This is a genomic window from Acinetobacter sp. YH18001 (assembly GCF_013416975.1).
Classification (GTDB): Bacteria; Pseudomonadota; Gammaproteobacteria; order Pseudomonadales; family Moraxellaceae; genus Acinetobacter; species Acinetobacter pseudolwoffii.
Window position 1 is genome coordinate 47,058 of record NZ_VPEU01000006.1, and the last position, 22,900, is coordinate 69,957.

Sequence of the window (22,900 nt, forward strand, 5' to 3'; positions counted from 1 at the left end):
TACTTTAAAATCACATAATTAGTCATTTTTCATACAATTTAATCTTAACGCCCCTTGTATTTTTTAAATTACCCATCACTATTAAAACATGGCAACACCGTTGTCACTCATTAGGAGTGCTCATGTCTGAAATTATTATGAATCAAGAAACCTTAGAGCCTCAGGTTCCAAGTGTACTACCCCTTTTGGCGCTGCGTGATGTGGTGGTTTATCCGCATATGCAAATTGCGCTGTTTGTCGGTCGTGAAAAATCGATCAATGCAGTTGATGTGGCTCGTAACAGTGACAATCTAGTATTTGTAGTTGCGCAAAAAGATTCGCTTACAGAAGAAATTGATCACGACAATTTATATCAATACGGTACTGTCGCGAAGATTGTGCAAGTTGTGAATCACGAAAATGATGAAAACTGTATCAAAGTCCTGATTGAAGGACTGCACCGTGCCAAACTGAAAACCATCATTGACGAAAATGAGTATCTGACAGCAGAACATGAACTCAGCCCAATGACCGTTACGGTGGATGAAGACACTCAAGCCGTGCGCTTACAAGAATTACGTGCGCTTTTTGCTCAATATGCAGAAGCGAAACTTCGTAATGCGCGTGAACTGATCACCGCAGCCAACAAAATTGAAGACCTGTTACAGTTATTATTCTTCGTGGCGACCCGTGTTCCATTGAATATTGATGTCAAACAAAAATTCCTGGAACATGATGAATTCGAAGCGCATTTAACTGAGCTGATGACTTATCTATTGCAACAATCTGAAGAACAGCAGATTGAGCAAACCCTGCATGACTCTGTTAAACGTCAGATGGAAAAGAACCAGCGCGAATACTTCCTGAATGAAAAAATGAAAGTCATTCAGCGCGAGCTTTCCGACATGAACGGCGGCGCGGAAGATGATGTCGCTGAAATTGAAAAACGTCTTGCTGAAGCAGATCTGCCTGAGCATGTACGCAAGAAAGCTGAAAACGAATTCCGTAAACTCAAAGCGATGCAGCCTGCCTCAAGTGAAGCAGCAGTTGTTCGCAACTATCTGGAAGTGATTCTGGATACACCGTGGAATAAAGCCAGCAAAGTCAGCATTAACCTGAACAAAGCACAGGAAATTCTGGATGCAGACCACTATGGTCTGGACGATGTCAAAGATCGTATTGTGGAATATCTTGCGGTTCAGTCGCGTGTGAAAAAATTGCGTGGCCCGATTCTGTGTTTAGTCGGCCCTCCGGGTGTTGGTAAAACCTCACTGGGTGAGTCGATTGCTAAAGCAACTGGTCGTGAATTTGTGCGTATGGCCCTTGGTGGTGTACGTGACGAAGCCGAGATTCGTGGTCATCGTCGTACCTATATCGGTGCGATGCCAGGTAAAATCGTGCAGTCATTGACTAAAGTTGGGGTGAAAAACCCGTTGTTCCTGCTCGATGAAATCGACAAGATGGCGCAAGATTACCGTGGTGATCCGGCGTCTGCGATGCTCGAAGTCCTCGATCCATCACAGAACAACAAGTTCAGTGATCACTACCTGGATCTAGATCTGGATCTGTCTGAAGTAATGTTTATCTGTACCGCAAACAGCATGAACATTCCTGAAGCCTTGCTGGATCGTATGGAAGTGATTCGTCTTCCGGGTTATACCGAAGAAGAAAAAGTCAATATTGCAGATCGTTATCTGGTACCAAAAGCCATTAAAAATAATGGCCTGCGTGCTAAAGAGTTAACTGTGCATGAAGAAGCGATTCGTGACATCGTGCGCCGTTATACCCGTGAAGCCGGTGTACGTAGCCTTGAGCGTGAAGTATCCAAAATTGCACGTAAAGTGGTCAAAGAAGCGGTGAGCAAAAAAGCCAAAAACCTTCAGATTGAAGTGACAGCAGGCAATCTTCCAGATTACTTGGGCGCACATAAATTTGACTATGGTATGGCGGAAGAAGAAGCACAAATCGGCCGTGTCAATGGTCTGGCCTGGACTTCGGTGGGTGGCGAATTACTGACCATTGAGGTTGCAGCCGTTCCAGGTAAAGGCAAGTTCATTACCACCGGTTCTCTTGGCGATGTCATGAAAGAATCAATTACCGCTGCCATGACTGTGGTGCGTACCCGTGCAGATGAGCTTGGCATCGAAGCGTCCCGCTTTGAAGAAACCGATGTGCACGTGCATTTACCGGAAGGTGCGACACCGAAAGATGGTCCATCCGCAGGTTTGGCATTGACCACTGCATTGGTATCTGCATTTACCGGGATTCCGATTCGTCCGGATATCGCGATGACAGGTGAAACCAGTCTGGGTGGTCGTGCATTACGTATTGGCGGTTTGAAAGAGAAACTTCTTGCAGCCCATCGTGGTGGCATCAAGCTGGTCTTCATTCCACAGGAAAACGTACGTGATTTGGCGGAAATTCCTGAAAATGTAAAAGATGGTTTAGAGATTAAAGCCGTGAAATCGATTGATGAGATTTTACCGCTGGCCCTCATCTCTTTGCCAAAAGCCTTGGTGAAAGCACCGATTGTAAAAACCAAAGAAGAAGCGAAAGCAGCCCGTCATTAAGATGAGCTGATTTGCCAAAACCCTGCTCCGGCAGGGTTTTTTATTGTGTAAAGAAATTGATTAAGGTTGCAAGGCCATCTCTACCAGCCCATCAATCACATAGGTCATCTTTTTCAGATCCAGTTTATCCAAGGTGTCCAGCTCAGTATTATAATAAGGGTTACGATAATGCGCCGTATCGGTAATTAACATGGTCGAATAATTGAATTTGGCATAATTCAGATAACCAGAAAAATTCATATCCTGAGCAAAAGTTGGACTGATAAAACGTTGACATTCCAGACGGTTAAGACTTTGCATGGCAGTACAATAATCTCCGGTCATTCCGGTCGAGGTCAAATGACCAATCGCGGCAATAAAGTTCCCATGATCTGGATAAATCCATTTCAACCCCACCGGATAAGTCTGCACCAGATTTTCATCAAAATAGCCAATTGAATCCAGAATCACCACACCTTTCAGCTTCTGCTTTTTTTTCTTGAGCGACTTGGCATGAATATAGCTGCCCATATGTTCTGTCTTGAAAAAAGGCGGCTCTTCCAAGGTATAAAAAGCAAATTCGATCTCATGTTTGAGCTTGGATTTTTGCAAGGCCAATAATCTTGCGGTTTCCAGTAAACCTGCCACTCCCGAGGCATTATTGTCAGCACCGTATCGATCACTAAAGACATCATAATGCGTGCCCATGACCATTTTAGTTTTGGCCTGAGCATTTAAATGGCAAATGACATTTCGATAGCTTAGGCTATTAACTACATAGACCTGAAACTGACAGGGAATGCCAAAACGCTGCATCTGTCCTTTAATCCATGCAGACACTCGGTTCAGTTCTTTAACATTCTTGTAATTTCGAAATTCATCGACACTCATGATCTGGCTGAAAAACAATTCCAGATGAGAAATTTGAGCGCGTGTGTTGGTATTGGCGGTACTGAGACTTGAGCCGATTAGACCGGTGACCAACAGCAGCAAAGTACAACATCCTTTTATGATGACCTTAGTCCGCATTTATTATTATCCATTCCTTTATCAAGCGGAGACTTGAACTCAGGACATTAAAGCAGCACTAAATCCTTCATTTCAATTTCAATTTGTTTCCTGACTCAACTTCGTGTTGTTTGATCGTTATAATGAAGTATCCAATTATTGATCTGTCTGTATGAAAATCCGTATCCTGACCATTGGTCAAAAAATGCCAGCATGGGTGCTGACTGGTTTTGAAGATTATTTCAAACGTATTCAGCCCTTTGTACAGACCCAGATTATTGAACTGCCCATGGCCAAGCGCGGCAAAAACGATTCTGAAGCGGATATCCTGAAATATCGAAATATTGAGGGTGACAGCATTTTAAATGCACTCAAGCAGAACGAAATCCTGATTGCGCTAGAAGTGGGTGGACGTGAGTTCAGTACCGAAAAACTGGCTGAAACCATGAAAGGCTGGATGCTGGAAGGCAATGATGTGGTACTGGCGATTGGCGGGCCAGATGGTCATTCGGAAGCAGTACGTAAAGCTGCTGCATGGCATTGGTCCCTGTCTAAGCTCACACTTCCCCATCCCATGGTTCGGGTGATGCTGATTGAACAACTGTACCGTGCAATGACCATTAACCATAACCATCCCTACCATCGTGCAGGTTAATGACGTTGCTGAAGCGTTCTGTTTATGCAACGTTTTGTTGAATAATTCCTCCTGCTTTTTTCGCTATTTTTAATGCATTATTGAGACATCTTCTAGATGTGGTTTGACTTATGAACTTACAAACGTTGCCCGGCTTATTTATTTCTCATGGCTCTCCTATGCTGGCGCTGAATCCTGAGCAAGTGGGTCCTGCCTTGCATCGTTTAAGCGAAAACCTGCCACGCCCGGAAGCGATTATTATCATGTCAGCGCACTGGGAAAGTGAGGCACTGGAAGTCAGTAGCGGTATTCGACCAGAGACTTGGCATGATTTCCGTGGTTTCCCGCCAGAGCTGTATCAATTACGCTATCCTGCACCGGGAAATCCTGAACTGGCCGAGCAGATCTTGGGTTTGCTGGCCAATGCCGGTTTTGCCGCACATGCCAATAGTACTCGTCCACGTGATCATGGCGTATGGATGCCGCTGCTGCATATGTATCCGGATGCGGATATTCCAGTGGTTGAAATTTCATTGCCCATGTCGATGAGTGCCGATGAAATCTATAAAATTGGTCAAAGTCTGGCATCGCTACGTGAGCAGCAAATCCTGCTGATTGGTTCAGGCAGTATCACGCATAACCTACGTGAACTGTCTTGGGATGGAACGGCTGCTGATGTACCGGCATGGGCATCAGATTTCCGCAATTTTGTCGTTCATAAACTGGCCCATAGCGATTATGATGCGATACTGGACTGGTCCAATATTCCACACATGGCGCGTAATCATCCAACACTGGAGCATTTTGCCCCGATCTTCTTTGCGATGGGGACCGGAAGCCGTTTTAGTCTGGTACATAGCAGTTTTAGCATGGGTTCTCTCGGCATGGATGTCTACCGCTTCGATTAATCTTGATTGAAAACTTAAAATTTTAACTTTTAAATTTGGATACATTTTGCAACCAAAATCTGCGATATGTATCCATATCTTTTAGAAATGCATCCGTTATCATTTCAATTCTTTGTTCTTTATTATAAATCCATGAAATTAAAATTTATTGTACTGGCATTATTACCTTTAACTTTTGCAGCCTGTCAGTCTGGTGATATTCAGCAGGCTGGAGATCGTACAGTGGCCACCCTACAACAAAAAAGTGCAAATCAGCTTCTTTCTGCCTACCACTGGCAACTAGATCGCGGGCTGGAACGACCAATCGTGCTCAGTTTCGATGCTCAAGGCCGCCTGAGCGCCGTGACGGGCTGCAATGGACTCAGTACAAACTGGTCAGTGAAAGATAATATTATCAGCACCAGCGAAGTCATAGGAACCGAAATGGCCTGCGATACCGCACTGATGCAACAGGAACGCTTTGTCAGCCAGCTTTTACAAAAACGTGCAATTCCTTTTGCGCTCAATACCACGAACCTTGACCAGCCGACCCTAACGCTTTCCGCTGCCGATGGTCAAAAATATGAATTTACCGGGAAAATGACTCCGGAAACCAGATATCAGGGGCAAGCTGAAACAATTTTTCTGGAAATTTCCCCAGATACCAAATCATGTACCGGTGTGGCTCAGCAAAGCTGCTTGCAAGTCAAACAGGTTAAATATGATCAAAACGGTCTGAAGACCCAGGTCGATAAGGACTGGACATTATTCTATGACCAGATTGAAGGTTTTCAGCATTCACCGAATGAACGCCAGATTATTCGGCTAAAACGTTTTGAAATTAAGAACCCTGCGGCAGATCAATCTAAATATGCTTATATTTATGACATGGCAGTCGAGCGCGAAGCCGTGAAAGGTTCATTATAAAATATCTATCCATAAAAAAACCGAGGCTATGGCCTCGGTTTTTTTAAAGCGACACTCAGTCAGACTTAGAATACGCCTTGAGCAAGCATTGCATCAGCCACTTTTACGAAGCCTGCAATGTTGGCACCGTCTACATAGTTCACAGTACCGTCTTCTTTGGTACCGAATTTTACGCAGTTACGGTGAATTTCTTTCATGATCGCATGTAAGCGCTCATCAACTTCCTCAAAGGTCCAGCCTAAACGCAATGCATTTTGCGACATTTCCAGACCAGAAGTGGCAACACCACCTGCATTTGATGCTTTACCTGGCGCATAAAGCGTTTTCGCTTCAACGAATTTCTCTACAGCAGCCAAGGTTGAAGGCATGTTTGCACCTTCAGCGACACAGATCACGCCATTTGCGAGAAGCTTTTCAGCATCCTCCGCATCCAGTTCGTTTTGAGTCGCGCATGGCAGTGCGATATCACATGGAATACCCCAAGGACGTTGTCCTTCCAGATATTCAAAACCATGTTTAGAGGCAAATTCTGAAATACGACCCCGTTTTACGTTTTTAAGTTCCATCACTTCAGCAAGCAATGCTTCAGTGAAACCATCTTTGACGTGAACCGTACCCGCAGAGTCAGAAAGTGAAACCACTTTCGCGCCCAGATACAACGCTTTATCAGCAGCATATTGCGCAACGTTACCAGAACCTGAAATTGCGACAACTTTGTCTTTGAAGCTTTCGCCACGAGACTTGAGCATTTCCTCAGCGAAATACACAGTACCGTAACCCGTTGCTTCCGGACGCGCCAATGAACCACCGAAGGTTAAACCTTTACCGGTGAATACACATGCCGTGTCGTTACTTAGTTTTTTCATCATGCCGGCCATATAGCCCACTTCACGACCGCCTACACCAATATCACCTGCAGGGATATCTGTGTTCGCACCCAGGTGACGATATAGCTCGATCATTAAAGCTTGGCAGAAACGCATGATTTCGCCTTCTGATTTGCCTTTAGGGTCAAAATCAGAACCGCCTTTACCACCACCCATAGGAAGTGTGGTTAAAGCATTTTTAAATGTTTGCTCAAAGCCTAAGAATTTTAGGATTGAAAGATTCACTGAAGGGTGGAAACGCATACCACCTTTAAATGGACCGATCGCTGAGTTGTATTGTACGCGGAACGCACGGTTTACCTGAGTTTGACCTTGGTCATCTACCCAAGAAACTCGGAACTGGATCGCACGTTCTGGCTCAACTAGACGTTCTAGCAAACCATGTGCTGCGTATTGTGGATTCTTTTGAATGAATGGCCACAAACTGGTCATCACTTCTTCGACAGCTTGAAGAAATTCTGGTTGGTGTGCATCACGTGATTTTACGTAATCTAGGAACTCATTAAGTGTGTTGTATTTCAACGCTTAATCCTCAGCAGAAAATGGATCAAAATTGGTCAAATTTACAATCAATGTTAAATTTTGGCGCAAAATATTAAATATCTTTTGTAACTAATCTACAATACTTTTTTTGAAAATACTTTAAAATTAATTTGATAACAAATATTTATATTGATTATGAATATTTTTTCTATGTCAGGAAATGCCAATTGAATCAAGGCTTAGATTCAGATCTATGCTTAATAATAAGGCATAACTTGACCCTTAATTGCGCACGACTTAGGAGTTTAAAAATATGTTAAAATGCATAACTCGACATATTTTGTTTCACTTACTGCAAAGCTCAGCATGAGCAGCTCTGGTTATTCATGAATTCGCCAATTTCTCTGGTCCAATCGATTGATGCTTTACTCCCTCAAACCCAATGTGGACTCTGTGGTCATCGTGACGGATGTTTACCTTATGCCCAGTCGATTGCTGAGGGTGAAAATGCCAATAAATGTGTGCCAGGCGGACAGCCTGTTGCCGATGCTTTGGCTGCATTATTAAATCGTCCTGAACTTGTGGCAGAAGAAAGTGTCTGGCCCATTCAAGCCGACGGTCGCCCGCAGCGCATCAAAGCCGTAATTCGTGAAGATGAATGTATAGGCTGTACCAAATGTATTAGCGCCTGCCCGGTCGATGCGATTATTGGCGCCGGCAAACTGATGCATACAATTCTGACCGATCTGTGTACTGGCTGCGAACTGTGCATTCCACCGTGTCCGGTTGACTGTATCGATCTGGTCGAAGACCCACAGCCTTTGCCGACTGAAGCACAGCGTATTGCTGAGCAGGACGATTTACGTCAGCGCTATTATGCGCATATCCAGCGTGAAGAAAAACGCCGTACTGACCGCAAGGGCCCAGTCGTCCGTGCAGAAATCAATACTGCCCTGTTTGCCCAGTTCTCTGCTTTAAATGAGCAGCTTCCTGTGATTGAAGTTGTGAATAAGCCGGCGAATACTCCGATTACGCTAGATTCTAAAACCACGATTGAACTGGCAAAACTACGCACCCAAATTAAAAAGCTGGAAAAACAGCTTTCGGTTCGTGAAGATGCCAGCAAACGCCTGCAACTGACAGAATTAGCTGAAAAATTACAGACCTTACAGGGATAAGTACATGACCACTGCGAGCACAAAACCTGTAAAAAACATGACCAAAAAACAGATTCAGACCTTTTTTGAACGCCTGCGTGAACAGCGCCCCAATCCGAAAACCGAACTGAATTATGCCAATCCCTTTGAATTACTGGTCGCCGTGACTCTGTCTGCCCAAGCCACCGATGTCAGCGTGAATAAGGCCACGGACAAACTGTTTCCAGTCGCCAATACACCGGAAACGATTTATGCGCTTGGTGTGGATGGTTTAAAGGAATATATCAAGACTATTGGTTTATATAACTCAAAAGCAGTTAACGTAATTAAAGCCTGTGAGATGCTGATTCAGAAGCACAACAGCGTGGTACCGGATAATCGTGCGGATCTGGAAGCCTTGCCGGGTGTGGGACGCAAAACGGCCAATGTGGTGCTGAATACTGCCTTTGGTCAACCGACCATGGCGGTGGATACACATATTTTCCGGGTTGGTAACCGTACCGGATTGGCTACAGGTAAAAATGTGCTTGAAGTTGAGCATCGACTGGTCAAAGTGATTCCGAAAGAATTTATCATTGATTCTCATCACTGGCTGATTTTACATGGCCGTTATTGCTGTATTGCCCGTAAACCGAAATGTCATGAATGTGTGGTCGCCGATGTGTGTAACTGGCCTGATCGTTTTGAATTTGGTGCAGCGCGCGCAATTGCAGTGAAGAATATCGCTATTTCTGAATAGAATTGCAGAACTAAACTAAGACCGAAAAAAAGGTGATCAATACCTCACCTTTTCTACAATTTTCAACATACCGCTTTTATTTAAAACTGGACTCAGCTTCCACTAAAGCATGCCGAATTATTTATTCTGATCGTGTTCAGCCTGTTCCTGTTCTTTTTTGCGCTGTTCAAGCTCCGCCTGCAATTTCGGGTGCAACTGGCGTTGTGGATGCTTGGCTGCATTTTCTGCACGTTCTTCCTGACGTACTTTATTCAGTATTTTAAAACTCATATAGAACAGACCCACCAACACTGCCAGAAATATAATCATTAACACCAACACGCCAAATTTCATAGCCACAGCACCTGTTCAAATACGCAATAAAAAAGAGCCCTAATATGACTTAGGGCTCTTCGATTGTCAAAATCATCGTTAGCCGATTATTTTGCTTGATCCAGAATCGCGAAAAGCTCAGTCTGAACCTGATCGATTGGACGCAGACCGTTTAACTTGTTGTAAGTCGGTGCATTTTCACCTGATGCTGCACGGCCTTGGTAGAAGCCCACCAGTTGCTCAGTTTCAGTATGGTAAGAACCTAAACGTTTACGAATTGTCGCTTCCAGATCATCTGGACGCTGAACCAGATCTTCACCCGTTTCGTCATCTTTACCTTCCACTTTTGGCGGGTTGTAAACGATGTGATACACACGGCCAGATGCCGGGTGCTGACGACGGCCAGAAAGACGTTGTACGATCTCTTCATCTGGAACATCGATTTCAATCACGTGATCGATGTTGATACCTTCGTTTTCTAAAGCTTCTGCTTGAGGAATGGTACGCGGGAAACCATCAAAAATACAGCCATTTACACAATCAGGTTGCGCAATACGCTCTTTGACCAGACCAATGATCAACTCATCAGAAACCAAACCGCCATTGTCCATGACACTTTTAGCTTGTAGACCTAATTCAGTTCCTTCACGAATTGCAGCACGGAGCATATCACCGGTTGAAATTTGTGGGATATTGTAGCGCTTACAGATCAACTGAGCTTGTGTACCTTTACCTGCTCCAGGTGGTCCGAGTAAGATAATGCGCATATATAAACATCCTCATTTAAACAATATGTATGACGCCACGACCACAATCGCCCGATTGTGTCCCCCGGCATCTCATTATAAGAAAGCCACAAACAAATGGATTAAACCCGCGACAAAACCGGTTACCCCACCCAATAAAATCAGAATCCATTCATCTTCCTGAAATGCAGGACGTAAAAGATTCTGAAACTCCTTCGGAGTCAACTCGCGTATGCGGTCTCTAAACATTTGATAGATTTTCTGTGCACGGCTCGCATTAAATGCTGGGTCGCATACAGGCACCATCGTAATTTCAATCGAGCGATCGATCAAGTCCGTCTTGAGTTTTGCATACTCTTTTGGCCCTAAAGACAGCTGTAAAGAGGTCCGAACCAGGGGTGTTTCCATAATTTCATTAATATGACGTTTGACAATGCGGCGGGTTTTGTCTTTTTTCCCGCCATACATCATCTCGGTCATGATCGATTTTAACGTAATCAGATCTTCTGTGACTACACTTGCGAAAACATCAGAGACTTCATCCTGACGTTTCATAAATGCGCCTTGTATGTTATAGGTGCCAATACGCGGAATGACAGGTTTAATCCATGGAAACTTGCGACTTGTGGTACGGCTAAAGAATTGCGGGTACTTTACCGGGTGCGGATAGAGCGGGTTGAATACCATCCAGATTGCAATCCAGTTGGTCAAAAAGCCCCAGATGGCAGCCCAGAACGGAACAGTCCAGTGCCAAGGCACCACGAACCAGACAATCATCTGGAAAATACCAAAGAACATGCCGATGAGTGCACTGATATGCCAAATAAAATTGATTTCTTTTTGGCCCACTTTCAGAAACATGCGCACCATTAACCGACGGTCACCTTCCATCTGGCTGACCACCATTTCACGCATATCGACAAGTGACTCGACGTTCATGGTCAGCTCGGTCACCAATTCACGCAAAATTGCCGGCATTTGTTTTTGTGCCTGTGCATAAATTCTGCGTTTGATGGCAAAAGGCAGGTTTTCCCAAAGGACTGCATTACGATCCATCATCACTTCATCAATCAGATGTTCCAGTTCGAAACCGACCTGTTCACCAATGATCCGTGCCATATCATCTGGATCCATGGCCTCTAAAAATTCGCGGATGGAACCTAGTTTAGACAAAGTGTTATCGGTAATAATGCCTGAAATACGGCCAGCTTTGCGTGGCACGATCCCCTGCCAGCCGACAGGTACAGGACCGAGATGGACACCCCAAAAATTGATCGGATAAAACACCATTTTCAGTGCCATCCAGACGTGAGCCCACGTTACAAATGCGGTCACCGGAATAATGCTGAGCACGGCCCAAAAATCCGGGCGATTCACAAAGGTTTGCCACAATTCGTTGACGTACTCAAGCATGCATAAGTTCCATATTTAATTTTTTGTTCACAGAATACACATATTTATAAGGTCAAATATTTTGTCTATAAACCGATACTTAAAGTATAGGAAAATTGTAGTCGCGGTTCAGTTTCGGCCACCACACGACCATTTCGATCTTCAAATTTCTCTCCGGCACCAATGCCGACACTAAAACTGCTGATTCGCTCTGAACTCAACAAAACATAGGCCAAATCAATTCCAGCACCTAAGCGGGCCTTGTATTCATTGTCGACGCGTTTGCTTTCAATATGACCCGCATAGCCTCCGACATAATACCCATTTTTATCCTTGCCGGTCAGATGTGCAGGATAACGAAAGCCTACTTGTCCCCCTATCGTTCGATCATCATCCAGAAAAACCCCACCTTTCACATAAGCAATCCCATAAGGATTAACCCATTCAGTATTTAAATGTACCAGCTTCCGGGTAAAACCAGCCCCAACATTAAAGGCTTTTGCCTGAGTAGCTTCTACTTTATCTGCAGTATTATTGATTTGATCATGTGCATAGGCCCCGTTCGCCCACAATGCAAACGCCAACAAAGGGTAAACCTTGTTCATTCCTTCACCATCTTCCTTAATTATAGTTTTTGGTATAGTCCTATTTTTATTCGATTTTACTGTATCAGAATTATCACAACTCTTATATACAGCACTTTACAATTTTCATGTCTGCAAAGTCAAAGCTTAAAGGAACTGATCGTAATGGCAGTTTTTCATTATCAAATCAAGTCCAGTTGCGTTAGAATATTCCACTTTGATTCTTTCCTCCTTTCCTCAGGTCTCAAGTCGATCGCGTATGAAGCAGCACTTTCCTTTAAAAAATGCACAACAAGAAAAGCGCATCTATCGTAGTCGAGTATGGATTTCTGTTGGAATAGTCATCTTTTTTATGCTGCTGCTGGTTAGCCGCTATGCCTATTTACAACTCTTTAATTTCGAGACCTTCAGTACCGCTTCTGACCAAAACCGGATTCGTCTGCAACCTCTGCCTCCAGCGCGCGGTTATATTTATGACCGTAACGGCGTATTGCTGGCCGATAACTACCCGGTTTTTACCGCAACTTTAAGCCGCGCCGATGTGCAGGATATTGACCAGACTTTGGAACGTCTGAAGCCTATTCTGGAGCTGACTGAAGAAGATATTGAACGCTTCCAAAGCCGGATCAAAACAGCACGTAGAACCGAACGGGTTTCGATCAAGCTCAACCTGAATGAAAATGATATTGCCCGTTTTAGCGAGGTCAAATATCAGTTTCCGGGCGTGAATATTGAAACCCAGATGACCCGCTATTATCCGCATGGCGACCTGTTTGCCCATGTGATTGGTTATGTGGGCCGGATTAATGACAAAGAACTCAAAGCCATTGACAAGGATCTGTATGCCGGGACCAACCTGATCGGGAAAATTGGGGTAGAAAAATCCTATGAAGAACTTCTGCATGGGGTGCCAGGAAATGAATCGGTAGAAGCGGATGCTTTTGGTAATGTGCTACGGCATTTGGGCCGTAAGGATCCGGTGCGCGGTAATGATCTGTTCTTGTCACTGGATTATGGTTTGCAGGTGGTGGCTTCAGAGCAACTGGCTGGACGCCGTGGTGCGATTGTGGCGATGAATCCGAAAACTGGGGAAATTCTGGCGCTGGTTTCCAGCCCAAGTTTCAATCCAAATCTGTTTGTGACCGGTATCAGTCATAAAGATTATAGTGATCTGCGTGATAATCTGGATCAACCTTTATACAACCGCGCCGTGCAAGGGGTTTATCCTCCTGGTTCAACCATTAAACCGATGTTTGCATTGGGCGGCCTGCATTATGGTCTGGTGGACTGGGATACCACTATTTCTGATCCGGGCTATTTCAGTCTGCCGGGCGATAGTCACCGCTTCCGTGACCATAAAAAATCCGGGCATGGCGCAGTCAACATGCACAAAGCTCAGGTCGTTTCTTGTGATACTTATTTCTATGTCATGTCCTACCGCATGGGCATTGAGAAAATGAACACCTGGATGCGTCAGTTTGGTTTTGGTGAAAAAACCGGCGTGGATTTACCAAGTGAAAGCTCAGGACTGTACCCGAACCCGGAATGGAAGATGCGTACCCGTAACGCCAAATGGTTACGAGGTGAAACTATTTCGGTGAGTATCGGTCAGGGGGCTTTCACTTCAACGCCGTTACAACTGGCCATGGCAACGGCCATTACCGCCAACCATGGCAATAAAGTCATTCCGCATGTGTTACGTGAAAGTCGCGGTGCCAAAACGTTCAAGGTACATAATGGTACCCACGGCAAAATCGATTTTAATGGTCAGGAAGAAGACTGGATCAAGATGCGTGATGCCATGGTCGACGTGATTCAATCTGGTACAGGCCGAGGCATCAAAAGTGGCTTACAATATTCCATTGCAGGTAAAACTGGTACAGCTCAGGTGAAGAGTATTGCTCAAGGCAAGCGTTATAATGAATCCTTATTGACCGACCGTCAGCTGGATCATGGCCTGTTTGTCGGTTTTGCACCTGCTGAAAATCCTGAAATTGCGATTGCGGTCATTCTGGAAAATGGTCGTGGCGGTAGTGCAGCCACTGTGCTGGCTCGTCCGATTTTTGATTACTGGTTGCTGCATAAAGATAAGAAGCCGGTACGCCCGCAAGGTCATCAGCTCAGTGGTGGTCTGATGACAGCCGGAATCAAGCCTGCTGAATTGCCAAGTGGTGCAGGCATGTTGAGTCAAGATGCAGCAACTGTAGCTCCAGCCAATATTCAGCCACCAGATCCTGCCACCAATCCATCTGCAAATGCAGCTGCTCCAGCTGTAGCGCCTCCTGCTCCCACACCGGTAGAACGAGACTAAAATGAAAAACCAACTTCGAATTATTGGGGGTGACTGGAAACGTCGTCAACTACCTTTTGCCAGCATTGAGGGTTTACGCCCGACGCCTGATCGAGTACGCGAAACCCTGTTTAACTGGCTTATGTGGGACGTACAAAATGCACAGGTTTTGGACATTTGTGCAGGATCTGGTGCCTTGGCTTTTGAAGCCTTATCGCGTGGTGCGGCCTCAGTCGTCATGATTGAACCGGATCATACTCAGGCACAATTCCTGACCCAGAATCTTGAACTATTACAAGTCACCAAAGCACGCGCCCAATTGAAAATAGCAACGGCGCAGCAAGCTTTAACCAGCCTGCAAACACAATTTGATCTGGTTTTTCTCGATCCACCGTATAGCCTGAACTTATGGGAAGAGCTGGCATTACAGGCGGATCATCTGGTGAAAAATAATGCTTATATTTATGTGGAAGCAGACCGTGATCTACAGTTGCTTAAATTACCAGCGTCATGGCGACTCATTAAAAATACCAAAGCCGGCACAGTGCGTGCAGGGCTTTATCAAAAAAGTGTTTCTTAAATAAAGTTACAATTAAGACCCATTAAAAAAGGATTCCGCGGTGGAATCCTTTTTTGTCAATAATAGTCAAACTGAAAGATGCGAGAATCATTTTAGTCACGATCACGGCGCCAATCACGGTTGTCACCTCTGTCACGCTTCCAATCCCGATGATCTCTATGCTCCCGATTTTTCCAGTCACGATCCTTGTGGTCTCGATCATAATGTCCGTTGCGATCCCGGTGATCACGAGAACCATCATCCCATGGATCAACCACACAACCAGTTAATGACACTGCCAATACAGAAAGTAAAATCGCTTTTTTAATCATGTCCCTAATCTCTTTACTGCACCCTATCAGTATCAGGCGAGTTCATGGAGACTAAACGAACTCATTGTTGCTCTGTTGTAGTGATTTATGCATTTTTTATGCAGGAATAAAAAACTCATTCCTTATTTTCGCTTTAATATTTTACGCACATTTGAACTTTAATTTGCATAAATACAGCTAACTAAAAGCTTGGCTTTTGCCCTGATCTTTAGAATACTGCTGCCTTTCCTTCTGACCTTACCTTTATGACCTGGCTGTTATTTATTCTTGGTGCAATGGTCGCTGGTTTCGTACAGGGGCTGACCGGTTTTGCCTTTGCCCTGATTGCCATGTCATTCTGGGTCTGGGTATTGGCTCCGCAACTGGCAGCGCCCTTGCTGGTATTTGCTTCCATCTGGAGTCATTTAATTTCACTGACGCAGGAACAGAAGCCACCCATATTATCTAAACAGTGGCTACTGCCTTATTTAGTGGCGGGTCTGATTGGCGTACCGCTCGGCACTTACCTGCTGCACATCATTCAAGCTGATACATTTAAATTAGTTTTGGGCATTTTTCTGGTGCTCTGGTCTCCGCTGATGCTGCTCAATCCACAAATCAAAACCATTCAGCGCTCGGGAAAAATAGCCGACAGTAGTATCGGATTGATGGGTGGAATATTAGGCGGACTTGGTGGTTTTTGTGGAGCCGTCCCTTCAGCATGGGTGATGTTGAAACAACTCCCGAAAGCCCAGCAACGCTATATCTTGAGGCATTTTAATTTTGCAGTTCAGGTCTTCGCACTCGGTACCTATCTATGGCAAGGTATGATCGATCAAAGTCATTTACCCTATATGGCAGTGTTAATAGTTTTTGTCAGTATTCCGGCCATTTTAGGGGCAAAACTCTTCTATAAAATTTCTGAACTGCTGTTTAAACGTATTATCCTAAGTTTGCTGTTCAGCGCCGGCTGTTTTCTTATAGCGTCCCAATTCATTTAAGCCCAATCTCATGCAGAGTTGGTTTACTTTGCCTCAGGCTTGAATCCGCTGACATAACTGCTATGTTAGGGCCAATATTTCGTAATATAGATCATCATTATGCAGATTCGTGATCAGATTGTTCTCGTTACCGGCGGAGCACGTGGCTTGGGCTTGGCGATTACTCAAGCCCTATTGGCAGAAGGTGCTCGCGTCGTCGTCAATTATCATAGCAGTCAGCAAACCGCCGAACAGCTTGTGCAGCAGTATCCCGAGCAGATCTTTATTTATCAGGCCGATGTCACTCAGGCTGATCAGGTACGGACTTTATTTGCTGCGGCAAAAAACCATTTCGGGGAAGCGATTCATGCGGTCGTCAATAATGCGCTGATTCAGTTTGAATTTAATGGGGATGATCGTCCTAAGGTTGAAGATTTGACTTGGGAGACCATGTCACATCAATTCAGTGGTGCAGTACAGGCCGCCCTCAATACCACACAAGCCGCACTAGATGATATGAAGCACGCGGGTTTTGGCCGGATCATCAATATCGGCACAAACTTAGTGCAAAATCCGGTGGTTCCTTATCATGACTATACCGCAGCAAAAGCGGCTTTATTGGCCTTTACCCGCACTACGGCGCAGGATTTGGGACAATATGGTATTAATGTCAATATGCTCTCTGGCGGCCTTTTACAAACCACAGATGCCAGTAAAGCCACACCAGACTTTGTTTTTGATCTAATTGCTCAATCAACTCCTTTACGCCGCGTGATTACACCAGAAGAGTTTGCTGCTGCAATCCTGATGTTTTTATCGCCTTATTCACGTGCCGTGACCGGACAAAACCTGATTGTGGATGGCGGCTTGGTTAAAGGTTAACTGACCAGAGAATAGACCGGGATTTTTAGATTCTATTGTTCTATTTTTTGACCATCTGGTAGATTAAAAAGGTTTTGTGACCGGGTTTTACTTCTACAATACGGTGTTCCCATAAAACCTTTTGTCTATTTTCTATGAAATTTATCACGACATTGCTCAGTACCTTATTGCTGGCAGGTTGTATGTCTAGCGATCTGAAAAAATCGGAACAGCTGCTGCAAAATTTCCAGTGCTCCCAGATCGAGATGTCACAGATGTCGCATACCAGTATGACCGATTATTATCAGCATTCGCTCTATAGCACAAAATCCAAGGCCGAAGCGTATATCGAGCATTATCACCAAGGTGAAAAGTTATTTGATATTCCCTTATCGGAAGTTGTGCAACAGCAATATGAGCTGTATAAAAGTGCCTGTCAAAGCCTCGGTGGAATTTTACCCGCTTCTGAAAACTAAGTAGTATTTGTCTGATATTCTTAATTCTTAGGCAATAAAAAAGCAGGGAAAATACCCTGCTCTTTTTACAACGCAATTTTAATTCTGATAATAACGCTGATCGACACTGAAACATTCAGGGAATTTTGGCTGAATATCTGCATAAAATGCCATGATTTCCGCCATATCTTTTTCATAATCCCCTGTCGGATAAACAATTTTACCTACGCCAGTTTTTTTCTTGGCATAGTCCATATAAGCCAAAGCAATCGGCACACCCGCATTGATCGCAACATGATAAAAACCGGTTTTCCACTGTTCCTGTTTGGCACGCGTTGCTTCTGGTGTGACCAGCATGACCAGTTTGGGATGGGTCTTAAATAAATCCGTCATCACCTGTACCATGCTCGGACGCGGTTCACCCGGCTGCTTAGGTCGACGGTCAATCCCGATTCCGCCCATCGCCCGTACAAAAGGCCCCAATGGAAATTTCATATAACTGTCTTTAATGGTTAAGCGAACATTCACACCTAACGCTTTCAAAGCCAGACGCGCATAGAGTGCATCCCAGTTACTGGTATGAGGAGCAGCAATCATGACACATTGCTCTAAATCTAGTGGCCAGTGATTATCAATTTCCCAACCCATCATGTTCAGACTTTGTTCTGCTAACTTCTCAAACACCTTATGCACCAGTTCTATTCAAATCTGCGCAGATTCTAGCAATCTAAGCAAATATAGATAGTGCAAATTGCACAACAAATAACCAATTAATCTATATTTGTATAATTAGATTTTTCAAATAAAAAATGAATTAAACACTTATACATTTCAACTTAATTTACCCATCAAGCTGCTCTCAGATTTGACTCTCTCGCTCCATCAACGATGATTGTGAAATAAATTCAAGAGCTTATTCACTAAAATGCTCCTAACCTCCTCATTTTGGGATATGGCAAAACATCACGTCTTTTTATACTTCCCTGACATTATAATTTCAGCAAGATTCTGATGAAAAAGACTTTAATTTGTCTTGCTTTAACGGGGTTAATCACGGCATGTGGCGGTTCGGACAATGATTAAGCCATATGAAAATATTCTTCGACAGCACTCAATTAAAAATTTCGGAAGCCCAAAATCCAGATGAAAGTGCAATTTTTACGAAAATTACCCTTCATAATTCGGGAATTATAGGTGCCTGGAGCTCAGGTTCGGGTAAACAATTATTCGTTTTCAAGGCAAATCATACATATACGCTAGTTGATGCTATCGGGCATGATCAAGTCGAAGCTGGAGACACATCTTGTAGTGGAGCGGGAATCGAATATGGTAACTACCAGATCCGAGATAGTAAATTATTTGTAGATTGTTCAGATCATTGATACCAACGGTTGTACAGGTCTTTCCGAGACTCATGCACATTTAGGTTTGTTAGGTACAATTGATGCTATTATCCTCACATTGACGGGAAGTGGCGAAGGTGGTTTTACACTCTCTCGACTCAACTAAAATAAAATCAACTCAGATAATCCCATCAGAAGATGGCGTTATTTTAATCAATATGTTCAAACTGAATCGTACATCCCATTAATAAGTGCATCAGCTCAATTTGTGAGGTGCAGTTGGTCTTTTCATAAATATTTTTAAAATAGGTGCGAACTGAACTTAGGGTAATACCACATTGCTCTGCAATATCTTCCAGCTTATAGCCATTAATTAACAATTCACATAAATCAAACTCTCGCTTTGACAGATGGTAGCACTGCTGTAGATAAGCTCTGGACAGTGAGTAATGCTGGTTCTTGTCGGTCATAAATAATGCAATCTGGTGCTGATCCGCTTGTAAAAGCTGCATATTTCTTAATTTTTTAAACGGCACGATTGTGAGCATTAATTGAGACCCCGTACTATCACTCAGTGCCAAGACTCCACCGACCTCAGCCTGAACCGTTGTAGCATCCAGTAAAGCACTTTCTAACAACTGATCAAGACGTGCCTGCTGAGAAGGATGGGTTTTTAGATGATTATGTCTATCCAGATCCAGACATGAACTTTGCTGAATCATCTGCTGTGCAACAGGATTGGAATAGCTTAAACACAAGTTTTGATCAAGCAGCACAATCCCTGTTTTTAAACCCTCCAATAGCGTATACAAGTTTAAATTATCTTGTTGAATCAAGCTGATTTGTCGGTGAATTTGTAAAGCCCGGCGTAAATGAATACTGATTCGTCGGAGAAAATCCAGCTCTGCCTGTTCAAAAGGCTGCACCTCAGGCGCACGATGGATACCGAGTACGGCCCAGCGATAATGACCTCGATCGAGCAACACGCCTGCCAGATAGCAGACACCTGTTGGCTTTAAACATTTTTCATAAAATACATAATGATCCGTACCGGGCCGCTCTGCATAATGCTGACAATTCTGATTTAGCGCATCCCCCATCTCAATATCATTCCACAAGGGCATATGAAGTTTCATATCAATCACTCTGATACGTTCATCCTGATAGGCAGCCAAACTTTCATTCGGGATATTATACGTGTGAACAAAATCATAGCCTGGATTAAGCTGATCCAGACCGGTAAAGATTGCACTCTTACTTTTAGTGTAGCTCACGATATCTTCGATCACCTCCAGCCACAAAGCTGGCAATAATGCAGCATCATAAATTTTTGCAATAAGATTATTTTCTTGTTCTAATTTCATTGCTGCCTCATTTTTTATAGTTCTTTCTTAATCATAGCGCCAAGCAGCCCTTGGTGAAACGACATAAAATGCCTTTAATATTTTATGAAAATCCCTGAAGTCTATTGATTGATGAATAACTTTGATCTGATTCACCTAATGAATCAAACTTTAACAAGATTGCTCTATTTATCTATACAGACTGCTTTTAATGTAATTAGCTAACAAATAAATCCATAGGATCAAAACAATGAAGAAATTTATATTCACCGCTGCGATGGCAGTCGCTATTTCATCAACGTTGACAGCATGTTCAAAACAGAATGACAATGAGCCAATGAATCATAATGCACCATCCAGCCCAGCGATGACGGAGCAAAATAACCCCGGTACCAATCTGACTCGGGCTGATAGCGCAGAGACCTCATTAGATTGGGCAGGTGAATATGAAGGTGTATTTCCTTGTGCCGACTGTGAAGGCATTAAAGTCGAGTTACAGCTTAATTCAGATAAGACTTATGAACTGAGTGAAGAATATTTAGGGCAAGCTAATAATAATGAATTTGAACTCAAAGGCAGTTTTAGTTTTGATCCTCAGGATCCGTCACTCATCACATTAGATAACAAAGCTGAAAACCGTAAATTCTTTGTTGGCGAAAATTTTATCGAAGCACGTGATGTTGAATCAGGTAAAAAAATTGAGACTAATTTAAATTATAAATTAGTTAAAAAGTCTTCATCATAATTTTGTAAAGAATAAAAAAATCCCCGCTATTGCGGGGATTTTTTTTAAGATCGGATGATCAACATGAATTACATCATGCCGCCCATACCACCCATGCCGCCCATATCAGGCATTGCAGGCTTGTCTTCTGGAATATCTGTGATCATACATTCAGTTGTCAACATTAATGCAGCAACAGAAGCAGCATGCTCAAGTGCAGAACGCGTTACTTTTGCTGGGTCAAGAATACCCATTTCGAGCATATCGCCATAAACACCTGTTGCCGCGTTATAACCGAAGTTGCCTTCGCCATTTTTCACAGCATTGATCACCACTGAAGGCTCATCACCCGCATTCGATACGATTTGACGAAGCGGCGCTTCAATCGCACGACGTAGAATGTTGATACCTACGTTTTGGTCATCATTCGCGCCAGTTACGTTATCCAATACTTTCGCTGCACGTACCAGTGCAACACCACCACCTGCAACCACACCTTCTTCAACCGCAGCACGCGTTGCATGAAGGGCATCGTCTACACGGTCTTTCTTCTCTTTCATTTCAACTTCAGTCGCAGCACCGATTTTGATCACTGCAACACCGCCTGCCAATTTAGCAACACGTTCTTGAAGTTTTTCTTTGTCATATTCAGACGTCGATTCTTCAATTTGCGCACGGATTTGCTGAACACGTTCAGAAATTTGACCTGCATTGCCCGCACCATCCACAATCACTGTGTTTTCTTTAGATACAGTCACTTTATGTGCAGTACCTAAATGTTCAAGTGCAGTTTGATCTAGCTGCATGCCAATTTCTTCAGAAATCACCGTACCGCCAGTCAAGATCGCGATGTCTTGCAGCATCGCTTTACGACGATCACCAAAACCAGGCGCTTTTACTGCACATACTTTGATGATGCCGCGCATGTTGTTGACAACCAAAGTTGCCAACGCTTCGCCTTCAACATCTTCAGCGATGATCAAAAGCGGTTTACCAGTTTTTGCAACAGCTTCAAGCACTGTGATCAACTCACGAATGTTGCTGATTTTTTTGTCAACCAGAAGAATGAACGGATTTTCAAGCTCCGCAGTTAACGTGTCTTGCTTGTTTGCGAAGTATGGCGAGATGTAACCGCGGTCAAACTGCATACCCTCTACCACATCTAGAGAATCTTCAAAGCCTGAACCTTCTTCTACAGTGATGACGCCTTCTTTGCCCACTTTTTCCATTGCTTGCGCAATCAGTTTACCTACAGTGGTGTCAGAGTTTGCAGAGATCGAACCGACTTGTTCAATCGCTTTAGAATCAGACGCAGGTTGAGCAGTTGCTTTAATTTCAGCAACCAAAGATTTAACAGCGATATCGATACCGCGTTTCAAGTCCATTGGGTTCATACCCGCTGTAACGGACTTGATGCCTTCGTTCAAAATTGCTTGAGCCAATACAGTTGCAGTGGTTGTACCGTCACCTGCGATGTCATTGGTTTTTGAAGAAACTTCTCGAACCAGCTGAGCACCCATATTTTCGAATTTATCTTTTAGGGTGATTTCTTTGGCAACCGTTACACCATCTTTGGTGATGTGTGGCGCACCGAAAGAACGGTCGATCACAACGTTACGGCCTTTAGGACCTAGTGTTACTTTCACTGCATCTGCAAGGATATTCACACCAGCAATCATTTTGCTGCGCGCTGAATCACCAAATTTTACGTCTTTAGCTGACATTTTTGACTCCAAATACTTTTAATATC

23 protein-coding genes are annotated in these 22,900 nt (G+C 43.8%); 13 read left to right on the forward strand and 10 right to left on the reverse strand.

What is annotated here, in order from left to right:
• Positions 1-122: 122 nt before the first annotated feature.
• Complete coding sequence (lon, locus tag FTV48_RS03695) at positions 123-2,549, forward strand: endopeptidase La (RefSeq protein WP_100328791.1); 2,427 nt, start codon at positions 123-125, stop codon at positions 2,547-2,549.
• 60 nt (positions 2,550-2,609) lie between these two features.
• Here the strand turns inward: lon and FTV48_RS03700 are convergent, their stop codons facing one another.
• Positions 2,610-3,557: a M28 family peptidase gene (locus FTV48_RS03700; protein ID WP_034608612.1), complete on the reverse strand. Its 948-nt coding sequence runs from the start codon at positions 3,555-3,557 to the stop codon at positions 2,610-2,612.
• Positions 3,558-3,708: 151 nt separating this feature from the next.
• On the opposite strand from FTV48_RS03700, the gene rlmH reads away from it, so the two are divergent.
• From rlmH to FTV48_RS03715, 3 genes are all read left to right on the forward strand, one after another.
• Entirely contained in the window at positions 3,709-4,191 is a 483-nt protein-coding gene (rlmH, locus tag FTV48_RS03705) for a 23S rRNA (pseudouridine(1915)-N(3))-methyltransferase RlmH (RefSeq protein ID WP_005096341.1), read from the forward strand.
• Between the two features lie 110 nt (positions 4,192-4,301).
• On the forward strand, positions 4,302-5,078 hold the full coding sequence (locus tag FTV48_RS03710; protein WP_179999443.1) for a dioxygenase: 777 nt from the start codon (positions 4,302-4,304) through the stop codon (positions 5,076-5,078).
• A 132-nt stretch (positions 5,079-5,210) separates the two neighbouring features.
• The gene (locus FTV48_RS03715) at positions 5,211-5,984 is read left to right on the forward strand and encodes an META and DUF4377 domain-containing protein (RefSeq protein ID WP_034609074.1); all 774 of its coding nucleotides are present in this window, start codon (positions 5,211-5,213) and stop codon (positions 5,982-5,984) included.
• A gap of 65 nt (positions 5,985-6,049) precedes the next feature.
• Here the strand turns inward: FTV48_RS03715 and gdhA are convergent, their stop codons facing one another.
• Positions 6,050-7,393: an NADP-specific glutamate dehydrogenase gene (gdhA, locus tag FTV48_RS03720; protein WP_005096336.1), complete on the reverse strand. Its 1,344-nt coding sequence runs from the start codon at positions 7,391-7,393 to the stop codon at positions 6,050-6,052.
• Positions 7,394-7,740: 347 nt separating this feature from the next.
• On the opposite strand from gdhA, the gene FTV48_RS03725 reads away from it, so the two are divergent.
• Positions 7,741-8,532: an RnfABCDGE type electron transport complex subunit B gene (locus tag FTV48_RS03725; RefSeq protein ID WP_100328793.1), complete on the forward strand. Its 792-nt coding sequence runs from the start codon at positions 7,741-7,743 to the stop codon at positions 8,530-8,532.
• Positions 8,533-8,536: 4 nt separating this feature from the next.
• Complete coding sequence (nth, locus tag FTV48_RS03730) at positions 8,537-9,250, forward strand: endonuclease III (protein WP_100328794.1); 714 nt, start codon at positions 8,537-8,539, stop codon at positions 9,248-9,250.
• Between the two features lie 117 nt (positions 9,251-9,367).
• On the opposite strand, the gene FTV48_RS03735 is transcribed toward nth, so the two are convergent.
• The 4 genes from FTV48_RS03735 to FTV48_RS03750 form a co-directional block, all read right to left on the reverse strand.
• Positions 9,368-9,583, reverse strand: coding sequence for a hypothetical protein (locus FTV48_RS03735; RefSeq protein ID WP_100534398.1), 216 nt, complete (start codon positions 9,581-9,583; stop codon positions 9,368-9,370).
• An 86-nt stretch (positions 9,584-9,669) separates the two neighbouring features.
• The gene (adk, locus tag FTV48_RS03740; protein ID WP_005096329.1) at positions 9,670-10,329 is read right to left on the reverse strand and encodes an adenylate kinase; all 660 of its coding nucleotides are present in this window, start codon (positions 10,327-10,329) and stop codon (positions 9,670-9,672) included.
• A 75-nt stretch (positions 10,330-10,404) separates the two neighbouring features.
• Entirely contained in the window at positions 10,405-11,721 is a 1,317-nt protein-coding gene (locus FTV48_RS03745) for a hypothetical protein (protein ID WP_005096327.1), read from the reverse strand.
• Between the two features lie 65 nt (positions 11,722-11,786).
• Complete coding sequence (locus FTV48_RS03750; RefSeq protein ID WP_005096326.1) at positions 11,787-12,305, reverse strand: hypothetical protein; 519 nt, start codon at positions 12,303-12,305, stop codon at positions 11,787-11,789.
• A 238-nt stretch (positions 12,306-12,543) separates the two neighbouring features.
• On the opposite strand from FTV48_RS03750, the gene mrdA reads away from it, so the two are divergent.
• Together mrdA and rsmD are read left to right on the forward strand one after the other, a co-directional pair.
• Positions 12,544-14,595, forward strand: a complete 2,052-nt coding sequence (gene mrdA, locus FTV48_RS03755; RefSeq protein WP_005171906.1) for a penicillin-binding protein 2 — start codon at positions 12,544-12,546, stop codon at positions 14,593-14,595.
• Position 14,596: 1 nt separating this feature from the next.
• Entirely contained in the window at positions 14,597-15,154 is a 558-nt protein-coding gene (gene rsmD, locus FTV48_RS03760) for a 16S rRNA (guanine(966)-N(2))-methyltransferase RsmD (protein ID WP_159516444.1), read from the forward strand.
• 92 nt (positions 15,155-15,246) lie between these two features.
• Here rsmD and FTV48_RS03765 read toward each other — a convergent pair whose 3' ends face one another.
• Positions 15,247-15,465, reverse strand: a complete 219-nt coding sequence (locus tag FTV48_RS03765; protein WP_005171910.1) for a hypothetical protein — start codon at positions 15,463-15,465, stop codon at positions 15,247-15,249.
• 245 nt (positions 15,466-15,710) lie between these two features.
• Here FTV48_RS03765 and FTV48_RS03770 point away from each other — a divergent pair, with 245 nt between their 5' ends.
• The 3 genes from FTV48_RS03770 (at position 15,711) to FTV48_RS03780 (ending at position 17,761) form a co-directional block, all read left to right on the forward strand.
• Positions 15,711-16,445: a sulfite exporter TauE/SafE family protein gene (locus tag FTV48_RS03770; RefSeq protein WP_005171912.1), complete on the forward strand. Its 735-nt coding sequence runs from the start codon at positions 15,711-15,713 to the stop codon at positions 16,443-16,445.
• A 99-nt stretch (positions 16,446-16,544) separates the two neighbouring features.
• On the forward strand, positions 16,545-17,306 hold the full coding sequence (locus tag FTV48_RS03775) for a 3-oxoacyl-ACP reductase (protein ID WP_179999445.1): 762 nt from the start codon (positions 16,545-16,547) through the stop codon (positions 17,304-17,306).
• A gap of 134 nt (positions 17,307-17,440) precedes the next feature.
• Complete coding sequence (locus FTV48_RS03780) at positions 17,441-17,761, forward strand: hypothetical protein (protein WP_005096317.1); 321 nt, start codon at positions 17,441-17,443, stop codon at positions 17,759-17,761.
• Positions 17,762-17,839: 78 nt separating this feature from the next.
• On the opposite strand, the gene FTV48_RS03785 is transcribed toward FTV48_RS03780, so the two are convergent.
• The gene (locus FTV48_RS03785) at positions 17,840-18,388 is read right to left on the reverse strand and encodes a 1-acyl-sn-glycerol-3-phosphate acyltransferase (RefSeq protein WP_171294118.1); all 549 of its coding nucleotides are present in this window, start codon (positions 18,386-18,388) and stop codon (positions 17,840-17,842) included.
• Between the two features lie 440 nt (positions 18,389-18,828).
• On the opposite strand from FTV48_RS03785, the gene FTV48_RS03790 reads away from it, so the two are divergent.
• The gene (locus FTV48_RS03790) at positions 18,829-19,122 is read left to right on the forward strand and encodes a hypothetical protein (protein WP_159516440.1); all 294 of its coding nucleotides are present in this window, start codon (positions 18,829-18,831) and stop codon (positions 19,120-19,122) included.
• A gap of 170 nt (positions 19,123-19,292) precedes the next feature.
• Here the strand turns inward: FTV48_RS03790 and FTV48_RS03795 are convergent, their stop codons facing one another.
• On the reverse strand, positions 19,293-20,447 hold the full coding sequence (locus FTV48_RS03795) for a LuxR C-terminal-related transcriptional regulator (protein WP_179999446.1): 1,155 nt from the start codon (positions 20,445-20,447) through the stop codon (positions 19,293-19,295).
• A 229-nt stretch (positions 20,448-20,676) separates the two neighbouring features.
• Here FTV48_RS03795 and FTV48_RS03800 point away from each other — a divergent pair, with 229 nt between their 5' ends.
• The gene (locus FTV48_RS03800) at positions 20,677-21,171 is read left to right on the forward strand and encodes a copper resistance protein NlpE (protein ID WP_179999448.1); all 495 of its coding nucleotides are present in this window, start codon (positions 20,677-20,679) and stop codon (positions 21,169-21,171) included.
• Between the two features lie 68 nt (positions 21,172-21,239).
• On the opposite strand, the gene groL is transcribed toward FTV48_RS03800, so the two are convergent.
• Positions 21,240-22,874 carry a chaperonin GroEL gene (groL, locus tag FTV48_RS03805; RefSeq protein WP_005096312.1) on the reverse strand — a complete coding sequence of 545 codons (1,635 nt, stop codon included), beginning with the start codon at positions 22,872-22,874 and terminating at the stop codon, positions 21,240-21,242.
• Between the last annotated feature and the right edge of the window lie 26 nt (positions 22,875-22,900).